Annotated in this window: 16 protein-coding genes; 6 read left to right on the top strand and 10 right to left on the bottom strand. The window is 70.1% G+C overall.

The annotated features are described in order from the left end of the window. Nucleotides 1-252 precede the first annotated feature (252 nt). Nucleotides 253-1875 carry a Na+/H+ antiporter NhaC family protein gene (locus ACQEVO_RS04450; RefSeq protein ID WP_432909129.1) on the top strand — a complete coding sequence of 541 codons (1623 nt, stop codon included), beginning with the start codon at nucleotides 253-255 and terminating at the stop codon, nucleotides 1873-1875. A 121-nt stretch (nucleotides 1876-1996) separates the two neighbouring features. Here the strand turns inward: ACQEVO_RS04450 and gatB are convergent, their stop codons facing one another. The 7 genes from gatB to ACQEVO_RS04415 form a co-directional block, all read right to left on the bottom strand. After that, on the bottom strand, nucleotides 1997-3505 hold the full coding sequence (gatB, locus tag ACQEVO_RS04445) for an Asp-tRNA(Asn)/Glu-tRNA(Gln) amidotransferase subunit GatB (RefSeq protein WP_432909128.1): 1509 nt from the start codon (nucleotides 3503-3505) through the stop codon (nucleotides 1997-1999). Nucleotides 3506-3548: 43 nt separating this feature from the next. Beyond that, entirely contained in the window at nucleotides 3549-4931 is a 1383-nt protein-coding gene (locus tag ACQEVO_RS04440; RefSeq protein WP_432909126.1) for an alpha/beta hydrolase family protein, read from the bottom strand. Between the two features lie 171 nt (nucleotides 4932-5102). Then, nucleotides 5103-6137, bottom strand: a complete 1035-nt coding sequence (locus ACQEVO_RS04435) for an ATP-dependent 6-phosphofructokinase (RefSeq protein WP_432909124.1) — start codon at nucleotides 6135-6137, stop codon at nucleotides 5103-5105. 69 nt (nucleotides 6138-6206) lie between these two features. Next, the gene (locus ACQEVO_RS04430) at nucleotides 6207-7109 is read right to left on the bottom strand and encodes a hypothetical protein (RefSeq protein WP_432909122.1); all 903 of its coding nucleotides are present in this window, start codon (nucleotides 7107-7109) and stop codon (nucleotides 6207-6209) included. A gap of 178 nt (nucleotides 7110-7287) precedes the next feature. Beyond that, nucleotides 7288-9969, bottom strand: coding sequence for a protein kinase domain-containing protein (locus ACQEVO_RS04425; RefSeq protein WP_432909121.1), 2682 nt, complete (start codon nucleotides 9967-9969; stop codon nucleotides 7288-7290). Between the two features lie 67 nt (nucleotides 9970-10036). Beyond that, nucleotides 10037-10723: a response regulator gene (locus ACQEVO_RS04420; RefSeq protein ID WP_432909119.1), complete on the bottom strand. Its 687-nt coding sequence runs from the start codon at nucleotides 10721-10723 to the stop codon at nucleotides 10037-10039. After that, entirely contained in the window at nucleotides 10720-12435 is a 1716-nt protein-coding gene (locus ACQEVO_RS04415) for a sensor histidine kinase (RefSeq protein WP_432909117.1), read from the bottom strand. Before ACQEVO_RS04415 ends, ACQEVO_RS04420 begins: the two co-directional genes overlap by 4 nt. Before the next feature lie 191 nt (nucleotides 12436-12626). Here ACQEVO_RS04415 and ACQEVO_RS04410 point away from each other — a divergent pair, with 191 nt between their 5' ends. After that, nucleotides 12627-13019, top strand: coding sequence for a hypothetical protein (locus ACQEVO_RS04410; RefSeq protein ID WP_432909115.1), 393 nt, complete (start codon nucleotides 12627-12629; stop codon nucleotides 13017-13019). Here the strand turns inward: ACQEVO_RS04410 and ACQEVO_RS04405 are convergent. The 3 genes from ACQEVO_RS04405 to ACQEVO_RS04395 form a co-directional block, all read right to left on the bottom strand. Then, nucleotides 12927-15080 (bottom strand): serine/threonine-protein kinase, encoded by a 2154-nt coding sequence (locus tag ACQEVO_RS04405; RefSeq protein WP_432909113.1) that lies wholly within the window; start codon nucleotides 15078-15080, stop codon nucleotides 12927-12929. The genes ACQEVO_RS04410 and ACQEVO_RS04405 overlap by 93 nt on opposite strands. 106 nt (nucleotides 15081-15186) lie before the next feature. Beyond that, nucleotides 15187-15849: a response regulator gene (locus tag ACQEVO_RS04400; protein WP_432909111.1), complete on the bottom strand. Its 663-nt coding sequence runs from the start codon at nucleotides 15847-15849 to the stop codon at nucleotides 15187-15189. A gap of 114 nt (nucleotides 15850-15963) precedes the next feature. Beyond that, complete coding sequence (locus ACQEVO_RS04395) at nucleotides 15964-17208, bottom strand: sensor histidine kinase (RefSeq protein WP_432909109.1); 1245 nt, start codon at nucleotides 17206-17208, stop codon at nucleotides 15964-15966. A gap of 166 nt (nucleotides 17209-17374) precedes the next feature. On the opposite strand from ACQEVO_RS04395, the gene ACQEVO_RS04390 reads away from it, so the two are divergent. The 4 genes from ACQEVO_RS04390 (at nucleotide 17375) to ACQEVO_RS04375 (ending at nucleotide 21605) form a co-directional block, all read left to right on the top strand. Next, entirely contained in the window at nucleotides 17375-18160 is a 786-nt protein-coding gene (locus tag ACQEVO_RS04390) for a hypothetical protein (protein WP_432909107.1), read from the top strand. After that, nucleotides 18157-20085 (top strand): alpha/beta-hydrolase family protein, encoded by a 1929-nt coding sequence (locus tag ACQEVO_RS04385; RefSeq protein WP_432909105.1) that lies wholly within the window; start codon nucleotides 18157-18159, stop codon nucleotides 20083-20085. Before ACQEVO_RS04390 ends, ACQEVO_RS04385 begins: the two co-directional genes overlap by 4 nt. A 136-nt stretch (nucleotides 20086-20221) precedes the next feature. Beyond that, nucleotides 20222-21130 (top strand): hypothetical protein, encoded by a 909-nt coding sequence (locus ACQEVO_RS04380; protein ID WP_432909104.1) that lies wholly within the window; start codon nucleotides 20222-20224, stop codon nucleotides 21128-21130. 31 nt (nucleotides 21131-21161) lie between these two features. Further along, a complete protein-coding gene (locus ACQEVO_RS04375) occupies nucleotides 21162-21605 on the top strand; it encodes an SRPBCC family protein (RefSeq protein WP_432909103.1) in 444 nt (147 codons plus the stop codon). Nucleotides 21606-21637: the final 32 nt, after the last annotated feature.

Genomic DNA, 21637 nt, shown 5'->3' with positions numbered 1-21637 from the left:
GCTTATCGTACCGTTACATAGCGGCGCATTATTCAACGGAAGGTAGGGCGCGTCGCGCAGCCAGAGCCTCGTCACAACCGCAGGGCCGGCGGTCCGATCGCCTCTCCGGAACCGATCGGCCGGGTGTATGCAGACACCGTGCCCCGCGGGACGGCGCTCGAACGACAACATCCACAAGCACCGCGTGCCGGTTCATTCGCATACCGCGCGCTTCCCGGTGCCGAGCGTATCCGGGCTCATCGGAAGGTCGCCATGTCCACGATCCCCTCGAGTGCACCAGCCGAAGTCGAAGACCCGACTCCGGAGCACAGTCCACCTACCGCCGAGACGAGTACCACGGCCGCCCCCACCGGTCTGAAGAAACTCCTCGACACCTCCCGACTGGGGAATACGAGCACCATCCTCGGGGTGGTGGCACTGGCGGTCGGCTTGATCGCGCTCGGATTCCTCTCGCCCGGAGAGATTCCCGGTGAGGGCGGGCACATCGGCGCGTTCAGTCTGCTGCCAGCGGTGGTCACCCTGGTGGTGGTCTTCGCCACGAAGAACGTGGTGGCCGCGCTGTTCCTGGGCGTTATCACCGGCGGCGTCGTCAGCGCGCAGTACAACGTCGTCGACAGTTTCATGCTGCCGTCGCTGGGCACCGTCTCCTTCGCCACGATCCTGCTGGTCTACCTTTGGGCGCTCGGCGGGCTGATCGGCCTGTGGACCCGCACCGGTGGGGCGCAGGCCTTCGCGGAGCTGGCGGGGCGCACACTGGTGCGCGGACCGGTCAGCGCACGCGTGTTCGGGTGGCTGGTCGGCGTGCTGTTCCACCAGGGCGGCACGATTTCGACAATCCTCGCCGGCACCACCGTGCGGCCACTCACCGATAAACACAAGGTGTCGAAGGAAGAGCTGACCTACATCGTCGACTCGACCGCATCCCCCGTCGCGACCGTACTTCCGTTCAATGCCTGGCCGCTGTACGTCGCGGGCCTGGTTGTGGGCACCACGCCGTTCTTCCTCACCGAGGACGACGGTGTCGCATTCTTCATCAGCTCGATCCCGTTCAACTTCTACGCGATCTTCGCGATCCTGGCGACCTTGCTGTTCGCCTGGGGGAAGCTGCCCTGGGTCGGCGGTGCCATGCGGAAGGCGATGCACCGGGCGCGCACCACGGGTCAGCTGAACGCACCGACCGCGAAACCGATCACCTCCGAAGAACTGGTCACCCTGAAGCTGCCGAAGGACTACAAGCCCGGCGTGATCGATTTCGCCCTGCCCATGGGCGTACTGCTGGCAGTGGTGATCGGCTCCTACATTCTCACCGGCGATGTACTGATCGCCCAGGGATTCGGCCTGGCCGTGATCGTCGCGATCGTGCTCGCGCTCATCAAGGGACTCCCACTGGGTGAGGCCATCGACGGTTTCGTCGACGGCTGCAAGGGCGTGACCGTCGGTGCGCTGGTGCTGGCCCTGGCCGTCACGCTCGGGTTCGTGTCCAAGCAACTCGGCACCGCGAACTACATTGTCGAGACCACATCGGATCTGGTGGTGGGTCCGCTGCTGCCCGCCATCCTGATGGCCATCTGCATGGCGGTGGCGTTCTCGATCGGATCGTCGTGGGGCACCTTCGCGGTCGTTTTCCCGATCGCGATGCCCCTCGCGTACTCCATCGACCCCAGCCCGACGTTCATGCACCTGTGCTTCGGGGCCGTCGTCGGCGGTGCGGTATTCGGCGACCAGTGCTCACCGATCTCCGATACGACGATCATGTCCGCCCTGGCCTGCGGTGGCGATGTGATGGACCACGTGAAAACCCAGCTGCCGCTTGCGCTCGGCGCGGCCGGGCTGGCCGCTGTCACCTCCACCGGTATCGCCTTCGCTGTTCTGTGACGGCGCTACCGGAAAATTGAACAGCGGCTGAATCCGGTTCCGGCCGTCCGCGACGTCGATCCGACGTCGCGGGCGGCCGGAGCCGGTTCGGCCGTAGACCACCGGGTCCTTCGGTTGCGCCTCAGCTCGCGCACGCCGCCAGGACGAGTTCGCGGACGCGGGCGGCGTCGGCCTGGCCGCGGGTGGCCTTCATGACGTCGCCGACGATCTTGCCGGCGGCCTGGACCTTGCCGGACCGGATCTTGTCGGCGATATCGGGGTTGGCGGCCAGCGCCTTGTCCACCTCCGCCTGCAGGGCGCTGTCGTCGCTGACCATGCCCAGGCCCTTGCTCTCGACGATGGCGCCCGGATCGCCTTCACCCTCGAGCACCAGATCGACGACCTGCTTGGCGACCTTGTTGTTCACGGTTTTCGCCTCGACCAGGGCGATCACCTCGGCCACCTGGGCGGGCGTGATCGGCAGATCCTCGAGGGCGACCCCGCGTTCGTTGGCCTTCTCGGTGAGGTAGGCGACCCACCAGGAGCGCGCCTCCTTCGCGGGGGCGCCGGCGTCGACGGTGGCGATGATGAGATCCAGCGCGCCGGCATTCACCAGGTCGCGCATGACCTCGTCGGAAACACCCCAATCCGATTGGATGCGGGCGCGGCGCAGCCACGGGTATTCGGGGATGGTGCCGCGCAACTCTTCCACCCAGGCGGCGTCGGGGGCGACCGGTTCCAGATCGGGTTCCGGGAAGTACCGGTAGTCCTCGGCCGTTTCCTTACGGCGGCCCGGGGAGGTGGAGCCGTCGGCCTCGTGGAAGTGCCGGGTCTCCTGGATGATCTCCCCGCCGGTGGCGAGAACGGCCGCCTGACGGCGCATTTCGAACCGGACCGCGACCTCGACGCTCTTGAGCGAGTTCACGTTCTTGGTCTCGGTACGGGTGCCGAACACATCCGCGCCGATCGGCATGAGCGAGACATTGGCGTCGCAGCGCAGCGAACCGTGTTCCATCCGGACATCGGAGACGTTCAGCGATTTCAGCAGATCACGCAGGGCCGTCACGTAGGCGCGCGCCACCTCGGGGGCCCGGTCGCCGGCGCCGGTGATGGGTTTGGTGACGATCTCGATCAGCGGCACACCGGCGCGGTTGTAGTCGAGCAGGGAGTGGCTGGCGCCGTGGATCCGGCCGGTGGCGCCACCGACGTGCACCGATTTACCGGTGTCCTCCTCCATATGGGCGCGTTCGATCTCGACCCGGAAGGTGGTGCCGTCGTCGAGCGGCACCTCGAGGTATCCCTCGGTGGCGATGGGCTCGTCGTACTGGCTGATCTGGTAGTTCTTCGGCTGATCCGGGTAGAAGTAGTTCTTGCGCGCGAACCGGCCCCACGGCGTGATGGAACAGTTCAGGGCCAGCCCGATGCGCACCGCCGATTCCACCGCCTGCTGGTTGACCACCGGCAGCGAACCGGGCAACCCCAGGCATACCGGGCACACCTGGGTGTTCGGGTCGGCGCCGAACGTGGTGGGGCAACCGCAGAACATCTTGGTCGCGGTGTTCAGCTCGACATGGACCTCCATGCCCAGCACCGGCTCGTACCGGCTCACGACATCGGCGTAATCCATGAGTTCGACGGTGGGTGCGCTCATGGCGAACAGTCTATGCACCCAGGTGCCGCCCCCAGCGGTCACCTCAGCCGGTGGGGACCCGTTCGCCCAGCCAACCCGTGACGGTATCGAGAACGACCGGGTCGACGGTGGTCTCGATCCATTCGTATTCGATGGGTAGACCGCTCTCGGCGGGCTGCATGAGATGGTTCAGGCCCTCGAACACCCGGACCGTCTCGTCGGGGTCACCGGCCAGCAGGGCACGCATGGGTTCCGCGTTCTGCTCGGCGACCACCTGAACGTCCTTCGTCCCGAACAGCGCCAGCACGGGCATCCGCAGTGCCGCGAGCGCCGGCGCGGGATCGTAGGACACCAATGCGGCCATATACGGGGTGTTCTGGCTGGTGAGCTGTTCACTGGCGGCACGGAGACCGTCGGGCAGCGAGCGGTTGTAGGTTTCCGCGAGCCGGTCCGCTTTCGTGAGCTGCCCGGCGCGCAGCGCCGCGGTCCAGTCCATCAGGAACGCGCGGTTGGCGTCGAGCTGTTCCTGGGTTGCGCCGGACATGGTGAAAACCCGGGTGCCCTGGTCGAGGGCGATCTCGGTACCGGTGATCGCGGGCGCGGCCATGAGAATCACGAAAGCGACGTCGTTCTCCGGCCGGGCGGCAACCAGCGGAGCGAGATATCCGCCCTCGCTGTGGCCGAGCAGACCGATCCGCGCGGAGTCGATTTCGGGACGCCCGTGCAGATATCCGAGACCGGCCTCGATATCGGCGGACAGATCACCGTAATCGGATTGGTCCAGATTGCCGCCGGTACCGCCGACACCGCGGTCGTCGGTGCGCAATACCGCGTATCCCGCACGAGTGAGTGTGTCGGCGAGCAGCAGGAACGGTTTGTGCCCGGAAATCGTCTCGTCGCGGTCGTGCGGACCGCTGCCGGTGACGAGGACGACCGCGGGCACCGGATCCGCGGTGTCGGGCCGGGTGAGAGTCCCGGCAATTGTGAATTCACCGCTGGAATACGAAACATCCTCGGAGATATACGGATACGGCAGCTGCGGCTCCTGGGGGCGAGCCGGTCGCGGGACCGGTTCGCGGCTCAGGGTGAGCCCGAAGGTCTGGCCGGCCTGCCGGTAGTCACCGACGATCCGGCCGGCGGGTTCATCCAAACGGCCGGCGAACCTCGCGTCGCCGGGCATATCCGGGACGCCGAATTCCACCTGATCGGGTTCGGCCACCACATCGGCCAGCGGACGATCCCGCAGCTTGTGCACGGGAATATCGACCGATCCGCTGTGCCGGCCGGTGAATTCCACGCCGACGAGCACCGGCGCCCCGGGAGCCTCGATGGCCCCGTACCACTGACCCCCGACCCGTTCGTCCACCACCTCGTCGGCGCAGCCGACAAGCATCGAGACGAGCAACCACACAACAGCTACCGGCAACGCTCCCCTGCGATGGCGCATGGCCCGACTGTATCTTCGGCGGCGCGCCGGCGGGGCAGGGTCGGCGGCCTGTCGGCCTTTGGTCTCGGAAGAGACCCATCCGCGAATGGGCGGGCTGTATTTTTGGAGCCGCTCCGCGGCTCGAGAAGTCGGGGCCCTATTAATCCCTACCAGCGTGGTTGGAACGTGCGGCTAACCGAAGAAAGCGCGGGCCTCGTCGTAGCGGTCGGGCGGGACTCGCTTCAGCTGTTTGGTGGCCTCGTGCAGCGGGACCAGGCCGATCTCGGTGCCGCGCAACGCCACCATCTGACCGAAATGCCCGGCGTGCACCGCTTCGGCGGCGTGCAGGCCGAAGCGGGTCGCCAGCACGCGGTCGTACGGGGAGGGGCTGCCGCCGCGCTGGACGTGACCGAGCACGGTGGTGCGGACCTCTTTACCGATCCGGCGTTCGATCTCGATACCGAGCTGCTGGGCGACCCCGGTGAACCGTTCGTGCCCGAATTCGTCGACGCCGCCTTCGCGCAGCGTGAAACCGGAATCGGGGGCCGGATGCGAACCTTCGGCCACCACGCAGATGAAATGCTTGTCGCCGCGCTGGAAACGGCTCTTGATCAGCGCGCAGACCTCGGTGACGTCGAACGGCTGCTCCGGTACCAGGGTCAGGTGCGCGCCCGCCGCCATGCCCGCGTGCACCGCGATCCAGCCGGCGTGCCGGCCCATCACCTCCACCAGCATCACCCGCTGATGGGATTCCGCGGTGGTGTGCAGGCGGTCGATGGCCTCGGTGGCGATGGACAGGGCGGTGTCGTGCCCGAAGGTCACATCGGTGCAGTCGATATCGTTGTCGATGGTTTTCGGTACGCCGACCACCGGCACACCTTCCTCGGACAACCAGCTGGCCGCGGTCAGCGTGCCTTCCCCGCCGATCGGGATGAGCGCCTCGATACCGTTGTCGTCGAGGGTCTGCCGGATCCGGCCCAGGCCCGCCCGCAGCACATCCGGATTGGTGCGCGCGGTACCGAGCATGGTGCCGCCCTTGGCGAGCAGGCGGTCGGTGCGGTCGTCGTTCTGGATGCGGATCTTGCGGTCCTCGAGCAACCCGCGCCAGCCGTCCTCGAAACCGACAACGGCGTCACCGTAGCGGCCGTTCGCGGTACGGACCACGGCCCGGATCACGGCGTTCAGTCCCGGACAGTCCCCACCGCCGGTCAGGATTCCGATGCGCATGGCGCCCATCTTGCCCGCTGCGGGTCGTCCGCGCCGCTTCGGGCCCGTGAATGTCGGGTAACGCCGGAATCAGGCCGGGCAGGAGCCGCCGGTGAATTCGCCCAGATGCTGCGAGACGAGACCGGCCATCCGGTCGAGGAGGTCCATCCCGTCGGAGAAGGTGCCCGAATCCGGTTGCGCGGCAAGCGCGACCGCGATGGTGCCGCCGGCCACCGGGACGAGACCGAACTGGCGCACCAGGTAGGCGCCGTCGGGGTTGGGCCCCCAGCCGCCCTTGAATTCGGCGGTATCGAAGACCGAACCCAGGCCCCACTGCTGGCCGGCGTTCACCGAACCCATCAGGTCGATCACCCGGTCGGCGCCGGGCAGGCACGGCAGCCGGGAGGCGAAACGCACCTGATCGGCGAGCGCCCATTCGGATTGGCCGAACGCGGAGTATTCCGACCGGCTGCGCTTCTCCTGGACGACGGTCGCGGTATCGCCGCCCTCACGCAGGACGGCCTGCACCGAGAGCGCGGCCTCGCGGGGCGTCCCCAGGTTCGACCAGAGGCTGTCGGCGGCGGTGTTGTCGGAGGCGGTGATGGCGGCCGAGGTGGCGTAGTTCTGCCCGCCCGGGTTCTTGCGTTCGGCGGCGATGACCAGCGGCACCTTCATCGTCGACCAGGCCGGGCCGGTGGTCCATTCACCGAGCCCGACGAACCGGTCCCCGCCGACCGGCATGATCGCCAGACCCAGCGCGCCCTTCTCCGAACGTTCCAGTTCGGCGAAATCGGCGGCCAGGGTACCGGGAATCGTGATCAGCACTTCCCCGCCCGGCGAATCGGCCGCCGCCGGGGTGATCGAGGTGGTCGTCGCGGGCTGCTCGGTGGAGCCGGAACCGCAGGCGGCGGCGGAAACCGTGACCGCGAGGCAGCCGAGGAGGGCGAACAGGCGCCGAACCGTGGAGAGTTCCCGTTTCGTCTCGGTCGACACACCTGCGCCCATGATTCTTGCGATCTCCCACAATCCCACTGGTTTGCGTACCGGTCGGAAAACCGTACTCCACGGCGACCCTAGCCGGGCCGGGATCGCGCCGCGAACTCTGCGCAGTCGTCACACCGGGTGACGCTCACGGTGTGAGTACGGTCCCGGCCCGGTTCTGTCCGGCCGATCAGTACAGGTACACCACCGCGTTGTTTCCGCCGCGGCAGGTGACCAGGCCGTCCTGGGCGACACATTCCAGCGTGTACGCCTGGCCGGTGACCGGGCTGGTCGCTTCGATGGACACGGGTTCGCCCTCGGCGGAGACCACGCCGGGATCCAGGTACGCCTGCCGGACCGCTTCGGCGAATTCGCAACTGGTCACGGACGTACCCGCCGCCGACGAACCGTACGGGCCGCTGCCGGTGGACGCGGTGGTGCACGGGGTCGCAGCCGACGGCAGGTCGGCTTCGGTGGTCGTGGTCGCGGTGGAGGTGCGCGTGGGCGCACTGGTGGCGGGCACACTGCTGCGGGCGGCCGCGGTGGTGGCCGCGCCCGTGCTGTCGGCGGCGGTCGTCGAGTCGTCGCCGGATCCCAGGAAATTGACGGCGAGCAGCGCGATCAACGCGACGACGACGAATCCCCCGGCACCCGCCAGGATCGGGAAGAGCCGGGACCGCCGGCCCGCGGAATCCCCCTCCGGAGGCCGGGCCGCGTTCGCCAGATAGCTGTCGCGGTAGCCGGCTTCGTAGGCCGCGGCGTACGGATCCGGGGCCGGGGCGACCGGTTCGGGTCCGGCGCCGCCGTAACCGAACAATCCGCTGGGACCCGGCGCGACGGGGCCCGGCTGGTGCGGTTCGTCGTGCTCGTCCTGCCTTTCGGCGGTCCACCAATCGCCGGTCGAGGTGCGTGAATCACCGGCCGGATAACCGGGCGCGCCCGGGTGGTGGCCGTACTCGTCCGGGCGGCTCCCGGGGCCGCCCGGCCCGGCTGCGTTCAGCCGCGTGGTTTCCTCGGGGCCATAGGCGGGCTCGCGCGGCTCGTACCCGGATTCCCGCGACGCGTAGCCGTCCGGTCCCGGCCCGTAGCGATTGTCATCCACCGGGTAGCCGCCGGCTCCCGGCGGATAATCGTCGGCGCCCGCGGGATAACCGTCGGCCCCTGGCGGGTAGCCGTTGTCACCTGCCGCGTAGCCGTTGGCCCCTGGTGCATAGCCGTCGTCACCCGCCGCGTAACCGTCGGCGCCTGGTGCATAGCCGTTGTCGTGGGCCAGGTGGCCGGGGGGCTCTGCGGCATAGGCGTTGTCGCCTACCGCATAGCCGTGTTCCCCCGGCACGTACGCGGGGTCCGCCCGCCGGTAGTCGAGTTCCCCCGACACATAGGCGCGGTCTTCCGGCCCACGGGTGTGTTCTCCCGACATGTACGCGTATTCCCCCGAAGCGTCACCCTCCGCTCCGCGGGCGCGGCCCGCCGATGGGTGCGCGGGCGCCGCGCCGTGCGCACCGGGCCGGTACGCGCGGGTGGTCGCATCGCCGTCGGGACCGACCGGCGGAACGGATTCGACCGGGTCGAAGACGCGGGTGGCGTCCTCGGCGGAGGGCCCGGGGACCTGTTCTTTCCCGTAGATGCGGGTCGCCTGGTCGGGCGGGTAGAAATCCGCGACCGGCATACCGCCGGTCGCCGGCGCCGCGTCCGGATGCAGGGCCGGATCGACGGCCGGATGTAGCTGTTCCTGCTGGTACAGGTGGGCGTCGGGGAAGGGGCGGATACCGGGGTTCGGGGCTTCGGGTTCGGCTTGTTCCTCGGTCAGCGGGGTGAAGTGGAACTCCGTCGGGCGCACCGAGGTGGGGTCGCCGGGGATGATCGCCGGTAGCGTCGTGGTGGGGTCCGGGGTGCCGTCGTCGTCGAGGTTGGGTATCCGGACCACCAGGGTGGGTATACCGCCGGTCGGCGGGGACGAGTCCACGGGCGACACCGGAGTTGCGGGAAGTTCGCCGGAGGTCGGCGCCGGGGGCATGGCGGAATGCGGCGGGCGCGGCGGGGAATTCAACGCGGTACGCGCGGCGACGGCGAGTTCGGTTGCCGTAGCGAAACGATCGTGCGGATCCTTGGCCATACCACATGCGATCACATCGTCGAATGCGGCCGGTAACCCGGTTCGCTGAACACTTGCCCGAGGCGGTGGTTCGGCGAGATGCGCGCGGATCAGCATGCCGATACTCGGTGCGTCGAACGGCACGGCGCCGGTGAGGCATTCGTGCAGTACGCAGGCCAGTGAGTAGATATCGGCGCGTGGGGTCACCGGGGCGCGGTCGAATCGCTCGGGTGCCATGTAGGTGTAGGAGCCGATCGCGACCCCGGCCTTGGTCACGCTGGATTCGCCCTCGTAGTGGGCGATCCCGAAGTCGGCGAGATAGGCGAAATCGGCGTCGGTCACCAGGATGTTCGCCGGTTTCACATCGCGGTGCACGAGCCCGTCGACGTGCGCGGCGTCCAGTGCGGCGGCGATCTGTTCGAGCACGGTGACCGCGCGCTGCGGGCTCAGCGGGCCACCCGACTGCAGAATCGTACGCAGATCGGTCCCCGGCACCAGCCGCATATCGATGAACAGCCGGCCCTCGATCACCCCCCAGTCGTGGATGGGGATGATATGCGGTTCGGCCAGCCGGGCCGCGGCCTGCGATTCGCGGCGGAACCGGATCTGGTACTCCGGATCGCCCACCAGGTCCCCGGCGAGCAGTTTGAGCGCGACCACCCGATCCTTGACGGTGTCGTAGGCCTCGTAGACCTCCCCCATCCCGCCCCGGCCCAGCAGGGAACGCAGTTCGTAGGGGCCGAACCGACTGCCGATTTCGGAACCTGGCGCCTGCACCCGTCCATCCTCTCCACGTCGCGGGCGCCGTACCTTCTCCGGACGCGCAGTCGCGCCCGGATGCCCGTCAAACCATGGATTGTCCAGGGGAAACCACACCGTGGTCAAACGCGTACACAATGGCCGCGGCCCGGTCCCGCAGCCCCAGTTTGCCGAAGATATGACCCACATGGGATTTCACGGTGACCTCCGAGATTCCCAGCGCGTGGGCTATCTCACTGTTGGCGCGACCCCGGCCGATCAGCGCCAGCACCTCGTACTCGCGGCCGGTCAGCTCACCGCCGGGAGGCGGGGCGGCCGGGGCGGCCGCGGAAGTCCGGTAGGTGGACAGGACGCGGCCGGTGACGGCCGGGTCGAGCCAGGCGCCGCCCGCGGCGACCGTACGCACCGCGCGGATCAGATCCTCGGCCGGGGAATCCTTGAGCAGGAACCCGGCCGCACCGGCGCGTAGCGCGCCGGACAGCAGCTGGTCGTCGTCGAAGGTGGTGAGGACCAGGACGGGTGGTTCATCGGCCCGGGCGCGCAACAGCCGGGTGGCCTCGATCCCGCCCATCCGTTTCATCCGCAGGTCCATCAGCACGATATCGGGATCATGTGCCAGCACCGCGCCGACCACTTCGTCCCCGTCGGCGCATTCGCTGATCCGGAAGCCGTCGCGGCGGCGCAGGATCCGGCGCAGCCCGCCGCGCACCAATTCCTGGTCGTCGACGATCAGCACCTCGACGGTTTCCGGAACGGCCTCGGGCTCGGTCATTCTTCCTCCCGTAGCTCGGCGGCCGGTCGACGGGATTGCGGTTTCCCGAACGATTTCACCAGTGGGCAAGGTTCGCCGCGGACCTCGGCAGCCGAATCGTCCGCTTCCGGCCGGCGGTCGTGCAGCGGGAACTCGGCCCGCACATGCCACATACCGGCGTCGGGCCCGATCTGGATTCGGCCGCCCAGTCCTTCCGCACGCTGGCGCATACCCGCAACACCGGTACCGTTGCCGCGCCCGGCAGGTGCGGCCGCCGCGCCCGGCGGGAGCGGATTGCGCACCCGCACGACCACCGAGCGCGCGCCCACCTCGACGGCCAGTTCGACAGCCGCGCCCGGCGCGTGTTTGGCGATATTCGCCAGTGACTCCTGGCAGATGCGGTAGAGCGCGAGACCGACCGCGGCCGAAACCCGGCCCAGATCGCCGGTGAACCGGCGGCGCACGGCGAGTCCGGCGTTGACGAAGTCGTCGACGAGGACGGGGATATCGTCGGCGCCGGGTTCGGGCCCGGCGGCCGCCGGCCCGGAATCCAGCAGACCCACCGTCCGCCGGATATCGGCCATCGCCTGGCGGCCCAGGCGTTCGGCGTCGCCGAGGGCGTCCACCGCCTCCGCCACATCGCTGTCGGTGGTGAGGGCGTGCCGGGCGGCGGTGACGTGCAGCAGGGTCACGGTGAGCGAATGGGCGATGACATCGTGCACTTCGCGCGCGATACGGTTGCGTTCGGCCGCCGCGGCCTGCGCGGCCCGCACGTTCTGGTTCTCCCGTTCCTGATACAGGTACAGCCGCTGGTACTGCAGCATCACCCCGACCAGCCAGCCCAGCAGGATCCCGAGCGCGTACATCGGGACACCGGTGCGCAGATAGTCGTTACCCCACAGCACCTGGCTGAGGGCGGCGAACGCGATCAGTTCGACGGTGGCCAGCAGGGCCAGCGGGATACTCACCCGTTTCGGCGCGATCGCCGCGATCTCGGCCGCCACGACCATCAGCACGAACGGCGCGAAATCCGATTCGACCGGCTGGGCGAAGAACAGCGCCGCGGCGGCCATCGTCGCCAGGCACAGCACCAGTGGCCGCGGCACGATGCCGAACAGCACGTAGGCGGGTACCGACAGGAACAACAGCACCACCGCGAGCAACGGCAGGACGGTCGGGAAGTACTCGTGCCGCTGCAGGCAGGCGATCAGACCCAGTACCAGCAGTGCCAGATCGGCGAACAACACCACCTTCGGCGGATAGTCGAACGGCAGGTCACCCAGCGAATGCCAGCCCGGCCGCACTCGCCGGCCGGGCCACGGCGCCGTGACCCGGCGCCACATACCGCCGAGTCCAGCGGGCCCCCGGCTGCCGGACTCACCACCCGGCCCCACGACCGCGCGGGAGGTCGCGATCGGGCGGGAGGTCGCGATCGGGCGGTCCGCCGGCGTCCGGGCGGCATGATCCGGCGCGAAACCGTCGGCATTGTCGGCGCCGGATGTGCCGGATCGGGCCGCGACAGCGTCCCCGGAACTGCCCGGAACTACGCGTGAGTTGTCGGGGTGCTCGGTGGCAGCGGCCCCGGAATTCCTTGCCACCGAGTCGCCCGCGGAGGGGCTCGTAGCGGTGCTTCCGGCTTGCCCGTCGGCTGAATCTCCCTCCACCGCGCTCGCCGGCACCCGGCGCGTGGAGTCGCCCACGGCGGCGCCGGATGTGAGGTAGCTCTCGGGCACATGTCCAGAGTAATCAGGCCGGTTGTCCCGGGCATCCACCCGTGGCCGGGCCCGGTCTCCGCCCCCGGTAGGAGATCGATTCACGCCCGCCGCACGACGAAACCCGGGCCCCGGCTCCGTAGCGTGGAACACGCCGGCGTCGTACCGGACCGGGCGGCGCAACCCAGGCCCCGAGCGAAAGGGCACGGATCATGTCCTGGACAGAGCAGCATCTGCGCACCGAAATCCTGCGCACCGTACTCGACCGCGCGGCCCACGACCCCGCCCGCGCCGACCTCTTCGACGATATCCCCCACCTCGACCGGCTGTTCGGCGGCCCGCAGGGCGTGCTCGCGGCGCTGCGCTACCGGTGGAACATTCATCTGGACGCCAAACTGGAGCAGGGCTCGGCCCAGGGCCGCACCCTGGACGAGGCCTACCTCGAACTCGCGGCCGAACAACCCGTACTCCGCGCGGTGCTCGACACGCGGACGCGGAGGCGGAACCCGATATCAGAGCGGCGCGCCGGCCCACCATTGTTCGATGTCCGCGCGCGCGGTGGGGCCCCATTTGCGGACGAACAGCAGCGAATTGCTGCGCGGTGAATCGACCCCGGCTCCGAAGGTGACCAGCATATTGACGGTGAAGTGGCCGCGGTCGCCGGAATCCTCCCAGAACCGCGCCGTGTACGGCTCGCCGGCCTTGGCGCCCGCCAGCGAATCGTGCGGCGGCAGGCCGGCCACCACCTCCCGGACCGCTTCGGCGTCCGGGTAGGTGAGGATCGTGTAATCCAGCCGGGTGGGCTGTAACTGGATCTGGCGGCAATCCCAGATCGCTTCCCAGGGCCGACTTTCCAGCACCTCGTCGAAGACCGGAACACCGGGCAGCAGCGGTATCTGATCATCGGGTCCGTAACGGGTGCACCGAGCGTTCTGATAGCCGAGCCCGTCGCTGCCGGATCCCTGCGGGAGCAGAGCCGGGAACAGCCGGCGGGTACGGTCACCGGGTTCGGCACCGGGCGAATCGCCCGGGCCGGTGGTGCCGGTTCCCGCGCTGGTGGGCTCGCGTTCCAGGGTCGAGGTCTGCGGTGCGGCCGGAGCGCTGCCGGAGCTGCGCTCATCGGATCCCAGGATCACCAGCACCGCCGCCACGATCAGGGCGACCACGATCAGCGGCACCAGAATCGCCGCCACGATCCACGGTGCCCGGCTGCGCCGGACGGGCGGCGCCGGGTAGCCGCCCGGCAGGACCGGCCCGCCATAGCCGGGAGCGGCCGGCGCGTAACCGCCGGGTCGCACGGCGGCCCTGGCCCCCGTGCTCTCCGTGGCGTCACCCGCGTACCCGGCATGCGCGCCGGCGTCGCCGGGGTGCTCGGGCCGGACCACCGGTATCCCACCGGTGTGTTCGACCGGCACCACCGGAAGCCCCCCGGTGTGCTCGACGCCCATCGGCGCGGCCCGGAAACCACCCGTCTGCTCTACCGGCTGCCCCGCGGGTGAGGGCGCGGATCGCGTGATCGCGACCGTACGTTGCGCGCCCGTCGAGTCGATCTCCTGCGGGCCCACGGCGGGCCGCCCGTGGGCCGCACCACCGGTCTGCTCCACGGCCGGTGCCCCGGGCGCACCCGGTGCGGGCTGCGGCGGCACCACCTGAGGTGCACCGCCGGCGAAACGACCGTCGGCCGGATAGCTCGTCGGCGGGCCCCCGGGCGCACCCGGGGGAACCGCGGGATGGGGCGGGATCGGTTGCGCGGCAGCATATCCCGCAGCGGGTGCGGCGAAGCCCGTACCCGGCCCCGTCTGCTCCGTCACCGGTGCGTAGGCGGGTGCCGGAGCGGTGAGCGCATGTTCGGCGGCCGCGGCGAATTCGACACAGGTGCGGTAGCGGTGCCCGGGATGTTTGGCCATCGCCTTCGCCAGCACCGGGTCCAGGCCCGGCGGCAGCCCACGCCGTTTGACCGCCAGCGGCGGCGGCGCGAGCTGGAGATTGCCGTGGATGATATCGGCGGGATTGGGCGAATCGAACGGTGCCATTCCGGTGAGCAGCCAGTACAGGGCACACGCCAGCGAATACTGGTCCGACCGGCCGTCCATATCGCCGCCGGTCATCTGTTCCGGTGAGGCGAATGCCAGCGTGGCGGTGAACATCCCGGTCTGCGTGAGCCGCACCGTTTCCGCACGTAATCGGGCCAGCCCGAAATCGGTCAGGAAAACCCGTTCACCCTGCCCGGTATTGGCGCGGGCCAGCAGGATATTCGACGGTTTCACATCGCGATGCAGCACACCCATTCCGTGCGCGTAATCGAGCGCGTCGGCGACCCCGGAAATGATCTGCACCGCTTTTTCCGGGGGCAGGGTCAGCGAATTCACGGTGCCCGCGTCGGCGCCGTCGATGTACTGCATGCACATCCACAGGTGCTCACCCTCCGCGCCGCGGTCGTAGACCGTGACGATGCTCGGATGGTCCAGCGCGGCCGCCAGATCCGCCTCCCGCTCGAACCTGGTCCGGATCGCGGCATCGGCGAACAGTTCCGGTTTCAGCAGTTTGAGCGCGGTCGGTTTCCCGAGCCGGGGATGCCGGGCCAGATATACGGCGCCCATTCCGCCCTCACCGAGTAACCGCTCGATGGTGAACCCGGCGAACACGTCACCGCTGTTGAGCAACACGACCCCCTTCGGGCATCTGACAGACTCGTGAGCCTACCGGGCTCACATCGCCGGTTCCGCCGTGACAAGGGTAATCCGCGCAGTACATGGAAGCCTGATGATCCGATCAGCCGGGGGTGACCAAACCTGATTCGTAGGCCAGCACCACCGCCTGCGCCCGATCACGCAGATCCAATTTCGTGAAGACCTTCGACACATGCGTTTTCACGGTCTGCTCGGCAATGAACAGGGCTTCCGCGATTTCGGTATTCGACATCCCGCGGGCGACGAGTTCCAGGATTTCCCGCTCCCGCGGAGTCAACGCCGCCAGCGCCGGGGCCGGCGTGCGGCGGGCGGAGCGCCGGGCGGTCACCTCGGCGATCAACCGCCGGGTCACGGTCGGGGCGAGCAACGCCTCCCCGGCGGCGACCACACGCACCGCGCGTACCAACTCCTCGGCCGGAGCGTCCTTGAGCAGGAAACCACTGGCACCCAGCCCGAGCGCCTCGTAGACGTAGTCGTCGATATCGAAGGTGGTGAGCATGAGCACCCGCACCGGCGGATCGAACCCGGCGCCGAGGATGGCACGGGCCGCGTCCAGACCGTTCATCTCCGGCATCCGCACATCCATGAGCACCACATCGGGCCGCAACCGCGCCGCCTCGGCGACCGCCACTTTCCCGTCCGGCGCGTCACCGACAACACTGATATCCGGCTGCGCGGCCAGCAGAGCGCCGAATCCCTGCCGAACCATGGCCTGGTCATCGGCGATCAACACGGTTATTGCCACGCGCTCAGCCTAAGGTGTGACGAGTATCTGTGCGGGTCCGGGGGATTCGGCCGGGCAGGGCCGGGGAGGCCGCGGCACGGGATGATGGGCATCCCGTGCCGAGGTGTACGGCGGTCAGGCGGTCGTGTCCTGCTGGGTGGCCATGGCCAGGGACAGGTCCACGGCGGTCGCGCGGGGTAGTAGTGCGCTCACGCGGAAGCCGCCGTCGGGGGTCGGCTCCGCGGTCAACCGGCCACCGACGGCCAGTGCGCGCGCCTGCATGCCCGCGATACCGTGGCCGCCGTTCCCGGCCGCGGCGGGGCTGGTACCCGGGCCGTTGACCACCGTGAGCGTGACGATCTCGGCACAGTCGATACCCACCCGCACGGCCGCCCCCGGGGCGTGCCGGCCCGCGTTGGCCAGCGATTCCTGCACGATCCGGTACAACGCGGAACCCACGGTGTCGGGTATCGCCGCGAGGGTGCCCTCGACCGACCAGGTGAGGTCCACACCGGCGCGGGCGGCGCCGACGAACAGCGCTTCCAGATCGGCCGCGGTGGGTTGCGGGGTGTGCTCGGCGAGCTGCCCATCGCTGCGCAATACCCCGAGCAGCCCGCGGATCTCGTTGAGCGCTTCGCGGGCGGTGGCGCCGATCGATTCGAATTCCGCGCGCGCCGCGTCGTTCACACCGGTCACCCGGTAGGGCGCGGTCTGCGCCTGCACCACCACCAGCGACATATGGTGCGCGACCACATCGTGCAGGTCCCGCGCGATCCGCGCCTTCTCCTCGAGGATCGTGCGCCGCGCCCGTTCCAGTTCGCTGACCTCGGTCTGCCGGTGCAGCTCCGACCGGGACCGGACCAGCGAACGCAGCAGAACCGCGATGAACACCGTCGCGCCCAGCGATACCGGCCACGCCCAGGGGTCCGCGCCGACCCCCTCGGCCGACAGTGCCGCGCCCAGGAGCATCGACGTCGCCGCCCACACCACCGCGACCAGCGGCAGCGGTGACCGCAACGTCACCGCGAACACCAAGAAGTAGAGCGCGACGATATGCACCACCTGGAACGGCATCGCCTCACCGGTCTGGTTCGGCACGGCCAGCGCGATGATCAGTGCCGAACCGGCCGAGACCGCCCAGCCCAGCGGCGCGTTGCGGCGGATCAGCAGCACCGGCAGGGCGGCGAAGGCCGCGATGAGCGGCGCGATCGGCCACGGCACCTGGTGGGTCAGATGCAGGGTGGGCCAGGCGACCGAAAACAACACCAGCGCCAGCAGCACCGTGCCCGCATCGACCCACCACCGCAGGCCGAGGCGGGTGAGCCGGCTCCAGAGGCTCGGTGACTTCCCCGCCGGCCGGGCGACGCTGTACTCCATCATGACCCCGACACTACGAACCGCCGCCCGCGCGCACCTCATACCGTGGGGTGAATTCGGGCCCGTACACCCGGGGTAGAACCCGCCCGGCGTCCCCGCGCAGGCCGGGCCCGGAAACCCTCCCGAGCGGGACGGCCGCGACCGCTCCCGGTTCATAACGTCCACGACCATGGTTGTCTCGAACACTGCGGCGCGCCACCGGACGCCGGTGTATCGCCGGCCCGTGACGCTGGCGGTCGCCGGTGCCGCCGCAGCGCTGTCGCTGCTGGCGGTACCCACGGCCGATGCCGCCGGCCCGCCGCGCACCGCGACCCCGGCCGCGTCCGCCGTCCAGGCCCTGACTTCCCCGCCCGCGGCCACCGAACCGCGGCTGCCCGCCGATTTCGGGGCGGTGACCGGATATCGCCCGGAGCTCGTGGACGGCATCCTCGTCGCCCCGCACGGGTCGTGCTCCTCGCCGGTACCACTCCCGCCGGAGTTCGAAACACCCTGTAAAGCCCACGATCTCGGTTACGACCTGCTGCGCTACGCCCAGTACGACGGCCACCCCCTCGGCGCGTGGGCCCGCCGCGAACTGGACCGCACCCTCGCCGACCGGATGCGGTCGGCGTGTACGCACCGCGCCGACCCGCTCACCCGCACCCACTGCACCGCCATGGCCGAGATCGCGGCGGTCGCGGTGGACCTCAACTCGCGGCGGCAGAGTTACGGCGTCCCGGTGGCCGAGCATTTCTCTTTCGCCGAAACAGCCGCGACCTGGTTGCCGCGCGGTGTCGTGCTGCTGCTCGCCGCGTTCGCCACATTGCTGACCGGGCGCGCGCTGGTGGGCGGCCGTTTCGGCCTCCCGTCCCTGCGCGAGTTGCACGACCGGCGCCGCCGGTTACGCGCCCGGGTCCCCCGCGGCATCCGGCGCGCCGCGTTCGCCCCTGCCGTACTCCGCCGGGAGTTCGCATGAGCACAGCATCGACACCGGGCCGCCCCATCTGGTCGGTACCGTCGGCCTTCGAACTGCTCGCGCACTCCCGCACCCGCGCGACTCCGACCCGCCGCCGAGCGACCTCCCGCACCGCCCGCCCACACCTGCCGTTGCGGTGCCCGCCCGCCGGTATCACCCTCCCCGTCACCCTCGGCACCCTGCTCTCGCTGGCGCCCGGCCTGCTCCCGCGCAGCGCCGCCACCCAGGCCGTTCTCACCTCGGTACTGATCCTCGCCCTACTCGCGATCGCAGGACTCACCCGGCTGATCTTCCGGCCGCGCTCCCGCCGCGCCGAGCCGGCCACGACCACCAGCGCTCGACCGGCGGCGACCGAACTCGGCACAGCGATGTGCCGCACCGCGAACCGGCGCCGGCCACGCGGTGCGGTCGCGCCTCCCACCGGAGGAGGCGGCCCGGTCCGGCATGCTCCGTACCGAGGTAGCGGAACGAACATCCGGAGTACCCGGCCGGGCAGTGAGTCGGCCACCGACCAGCCCCCCGCGGAACCACCCGAGGTCGGTACCACGGCCCCGCTCGGTAACCACACCAGCGACCGGCCGGGTAACGCAGACAGCCCGACCCGGGGGTGGTTCGGCAAGAGGACTGCCGACCGGACACGACGGGCCGGCGGGTGCCGCCGGATCGGTGTCCCCGGTCTCTCGGCCGCCCCGACGGGCACGAGGACGGCGTCGACTACGTCGCCTGTACTTCCCGGCTCGGGATCTCCCGGTTCCGGACGGTCCACCGGCCGGCCTGCGCAGCGGGTGGTCTCCTGCGCCCGCGAGCACGGACGGCAGGTAGCACTGGCCGTCGCGGTGGCCGGCGTGCTGATCGCGGTAGTGCACGCGGCGGCATGGCAGAACACCGTGCGTGATGCCATGGGGCTCGCGCGAACGGGACCGGAGTACTGGCCGCTCTGGGCGGCCGGGTCGGTGGTACTCACCGCGGCGCTGGTGGCCGCGGGGTCCGGGATCGGCCGGGTGCTGCGGCGGATCGGCTGGTCCCGGGGGCTGGTTATGGCGGTGGTCGCGGGACTACCGGTGGCGCTTCTCGGTGGCCAGGGGATCGCGGGGGCGAGTGGGCAGACCGCCGATTCCGGTCTGGTTCAGCCTGCCGCCGTGACCCGGTCCGGCAGCGCCGAATCGATGGTGAGCTGGTCGTCGCTGGGCCGGGAAGGGCAGCGATTCGTCACGTCCGGACCGCCCGGCGCGGTGCGGGTCTACGTCGGGCTGCGGTCGGCCCCGGACCTGGCGGCGCGGGCCGCGCTGGCCGTGCGGGAACTCGACCGGGCAGGCGGTTTCGACCGGTCACATCTGGTTGTGGCGGTGCCTACCGGGTCGGGGTGGGTGGACACGCGCGCCCTGAGTGGGTTCGGGCAGCGTTTCGGCGGCGATGTCGCGGTGGTGGCGCTGCAGTATTCGAACCTGCCGAGCTGGGCCACCTTCGTACTGGGCCGGGGATCGGCCGCCGCGTCGGCCCGCGCCTTGTTCACGGCGATCGAGGAGCACGCCGCGACGCTGCCGGATCCGCCGCGGCTGCACCTGTACGGCCAGAGCCTGGGCGCCCTCGGTGGTAGCGCGGTGTTCGCCGGGGCGGCCGAACAGAACCGCCGCGTGTGTTCGGTGCTGTGGGCGGGCAGGCCCGGCGGCGGTGGCCGGGAGCCCGGGGCCCGCACGGCGGTGCTGGCCAATATCTCGGACCCGGTAGTGCACTGGTCACTCGACCTGCTGTGGCGTCCCCCGGACCTGACCGGCACCCGCCGCGACGCACCGGCCCCTGGTTGGCTGCCCGTGGTGAGCTTCGTCCAGACCACCGCCGACCTGCTGGGCGCGCTCGGCGCCCCGCCCGGCCACGGCCACCGCTACGGCATCGATCAGGGCACCGCCATGCCCGGCTGCGGGTAACGGCACAGCCGGCCCGCACCCACGGCCGATACCGGTTTGCCCGCCGGATGCGGGCAGCTGCGCCGGTCCCACCGGCGAGCCCGAGTCTCCGGCGTCGTTCGGAAACACACAGGTTCGCCCTTTAAGGTGTCCCACCATGGCTTCACCCAGTTACCACCACCGGCGCCGGAAAGGGCGCTGGTTCCGGCGGATCTCACCGCCGGCGCTCGCCGCGGCCGCGCTGCTCAGCCTGGCGATTCCGGTGATCTCGGCACCCTCGTCCGATGCTGTCGGTATCGACGGCTCGATCGCGGGGCCCGCCGGACTGGCGGTGGTGGCACTGACCTCGGGTAGCACCGGCGCCGCCGCGGCGGCGGAAGCCATTCCCCGCGATTTCGAGTCCTATACCGGCTACCGGCCCGTCGTCCGCCAGGGCGTGCTCGTGGCGCCGGACGGCAATTGCTCGTCGCCGGTCGAACTGCCGCCGGAGTTCGACACCGCCTGCATGGCCCACGACCTCGGCTACGATCTGCTCCGCTACGCCGACAGCACCGGCGCCCCGCTCGGCCCGTGGGCCCGGCAGGCCGTGGACAACGCCTTGGGCGTCCGCCTGCACCAGGCCTGCGACGCGCATACCGAGCCGATGGTGCGGACCCGCTGCGAAACCCTCGCCGAGGTCGCGGCCACCGCGGTGGAGCTGAATTCCCGGCGCCAGCACTACGGGGTACCGGTGGTGGAAACCTTCACGCAGGCGGCGACGCAGGCCGCCACCGCACACCCGACCCAGCCGTGGCTGCTGCGGATGGCCGCGCTCGCCGTGACCGCGATCGCCGGGCTGGTATTCGCTGTCCGCCGGTTGCACCGCCGGAGGCGCCGCCCGGCCACGGCCACCGGACACCACGGATTCGGCCTCCCGCTGCGGCCCAGCACCATCACGGGCCCCGTGGCCGTGCGACGCCGGCGGCTGTTCGTACCCGTCCTGGTGCGGTTTCCGGTGGACCCGCCGCTGCCGCACCTCCCCCATCTCCCGCTGCCCGGGCGGCCGCCGGGCCGGGCCGCCGGTTGACCCTTCCTGAAACACGTTCTAGTTTTAGGGCGTGCTTGTTGTGGACGATGTGGTCGAGGTAGCCGCCCCCGCCGAGGTCGTGTGGTCGGTGCTCACCGATTTCGACCGGTACGGCGAGTGGAATCCGTTCATCGATCGCTGCCGGGCGGAGCTCACCGTCGGCGCGCCGATCGATATGCGGGTCCGGCAGCTGCTGCCGCGGCCGCTCCCGATGCGCGAATACATCCACACCGTCGTTCCCGGCCGGAAATTCGGCTACTCCATGAAACCGCTGCCGCTGGGCGCGCTCCGCAGTTTGCGTTCCCATGAGCTGATCCCGCTCGACGGCGGCCGCACCCGCTACGAATCGCATTTCGAACTCGCCGGATGGCTGGCGCCACTGGTGGGCCTGCTGTTCGGCCGCGGTTTCCGGCGCGGCTTCCCCGGGATGACCACCGCCGTCGAGCGCGAAGCCGAACGCCGCCACGCGGCCTGAATCCCCGCCGCCGACAGAGGCGCGGCCTGGTC

It is taken from the genome of Nocardia sp. CA-290969 (genome assembly GCF_050936135.1).
Taxonomy (GTDB): Bacteria; Actinomycetota; Actinomycetes; order Mycobacteriales; family Mycobacteriaceae; genus Nocardia.
Note: the sequence above shows the minus strand (reverse complement) of the source record. Positions and strands in the feature narration are given on the sequence as shown.

What these genes read in the sequence shown, in the direction of transcription:
- ACQEVO_RS04450 (WP_432909129.1), top strand. Translation starts at nt 253, where the DNA reads ATGTCCACGATCCCCTCGAGTGCACCAGCCGAAGTCGAAGACCCGACT.
- gatB (WP_432909128.1), bottom strand. Translation starts at nt 3,505, where the DNA reads ATGAGCGCACCCACCGTCGAACTCATGGATTACGCCGATGTCGTGAGC.
- ACQEVO_RS04440 (WP_432909126.1), bottom strand. Translation starts at nt 4,931, where the DNA reads ATGCGCCATCGCAGGGGAGCGTTGCCGGTAGCTGTTGTGTGGTTGCTC.
- ACQEVO_RS04435 (WP_432909124.1), bottom strand. Translation starts at nt 6,137, where the DNA reads ATGCGCATCGGAATCCTGACCGGCGGTGGGGACTGTCCGGGACTGAAC.
- ACQEVO_RS04420 (WP_432909119.1), bottom strand. Translation starts at nt 10,723, where the DNA reads ATGACCGAGCCCGAGGCCGTTCCGGAAACCGTCGAGGTGCTGATCGTC.
- ACQEVO_RS04410 (WP_432909115.1), top strand. Translation starts at nt 12,627, where the DNA reads ATGTCCTGGACAGAGCAGCATCTGCGCACCGAAATCCTGCGCACCGTA.
- ACQEVO_RS04395 (WP_432909109.1), bottom strand. Translation starts at nt 17,208, where the DNA reads ATGATGGAGTACAGCGTCGCCCGGCCGGCGGGGAAGTCACCGAGCCTC.
- ACQEVO_RS04390 (WP_432909107.1), top strand. Translation starts at nt 17,375, where the DNA reads ATGGTTGTCTCGAACACTGCGGCGCGCCACCGGACGCCGGTGTATCGC.
- ACQEVO_RS04385 (WP_432909105.1), top strand. Translation starts at nt 18,157, where the DNA reads ATGAGCACAGCATCGACACCGGGCCGCCCCATCTGGTCGGTACCGTCG.
- ACQEVO_RS04380 (WP_432909104.1), top strand. Translation starts at nt 20,222, where the DNA reads ATGGCTTCACCCAGTTACCACCACCGGCGCCGGAAAGGGCGCTGGTTC.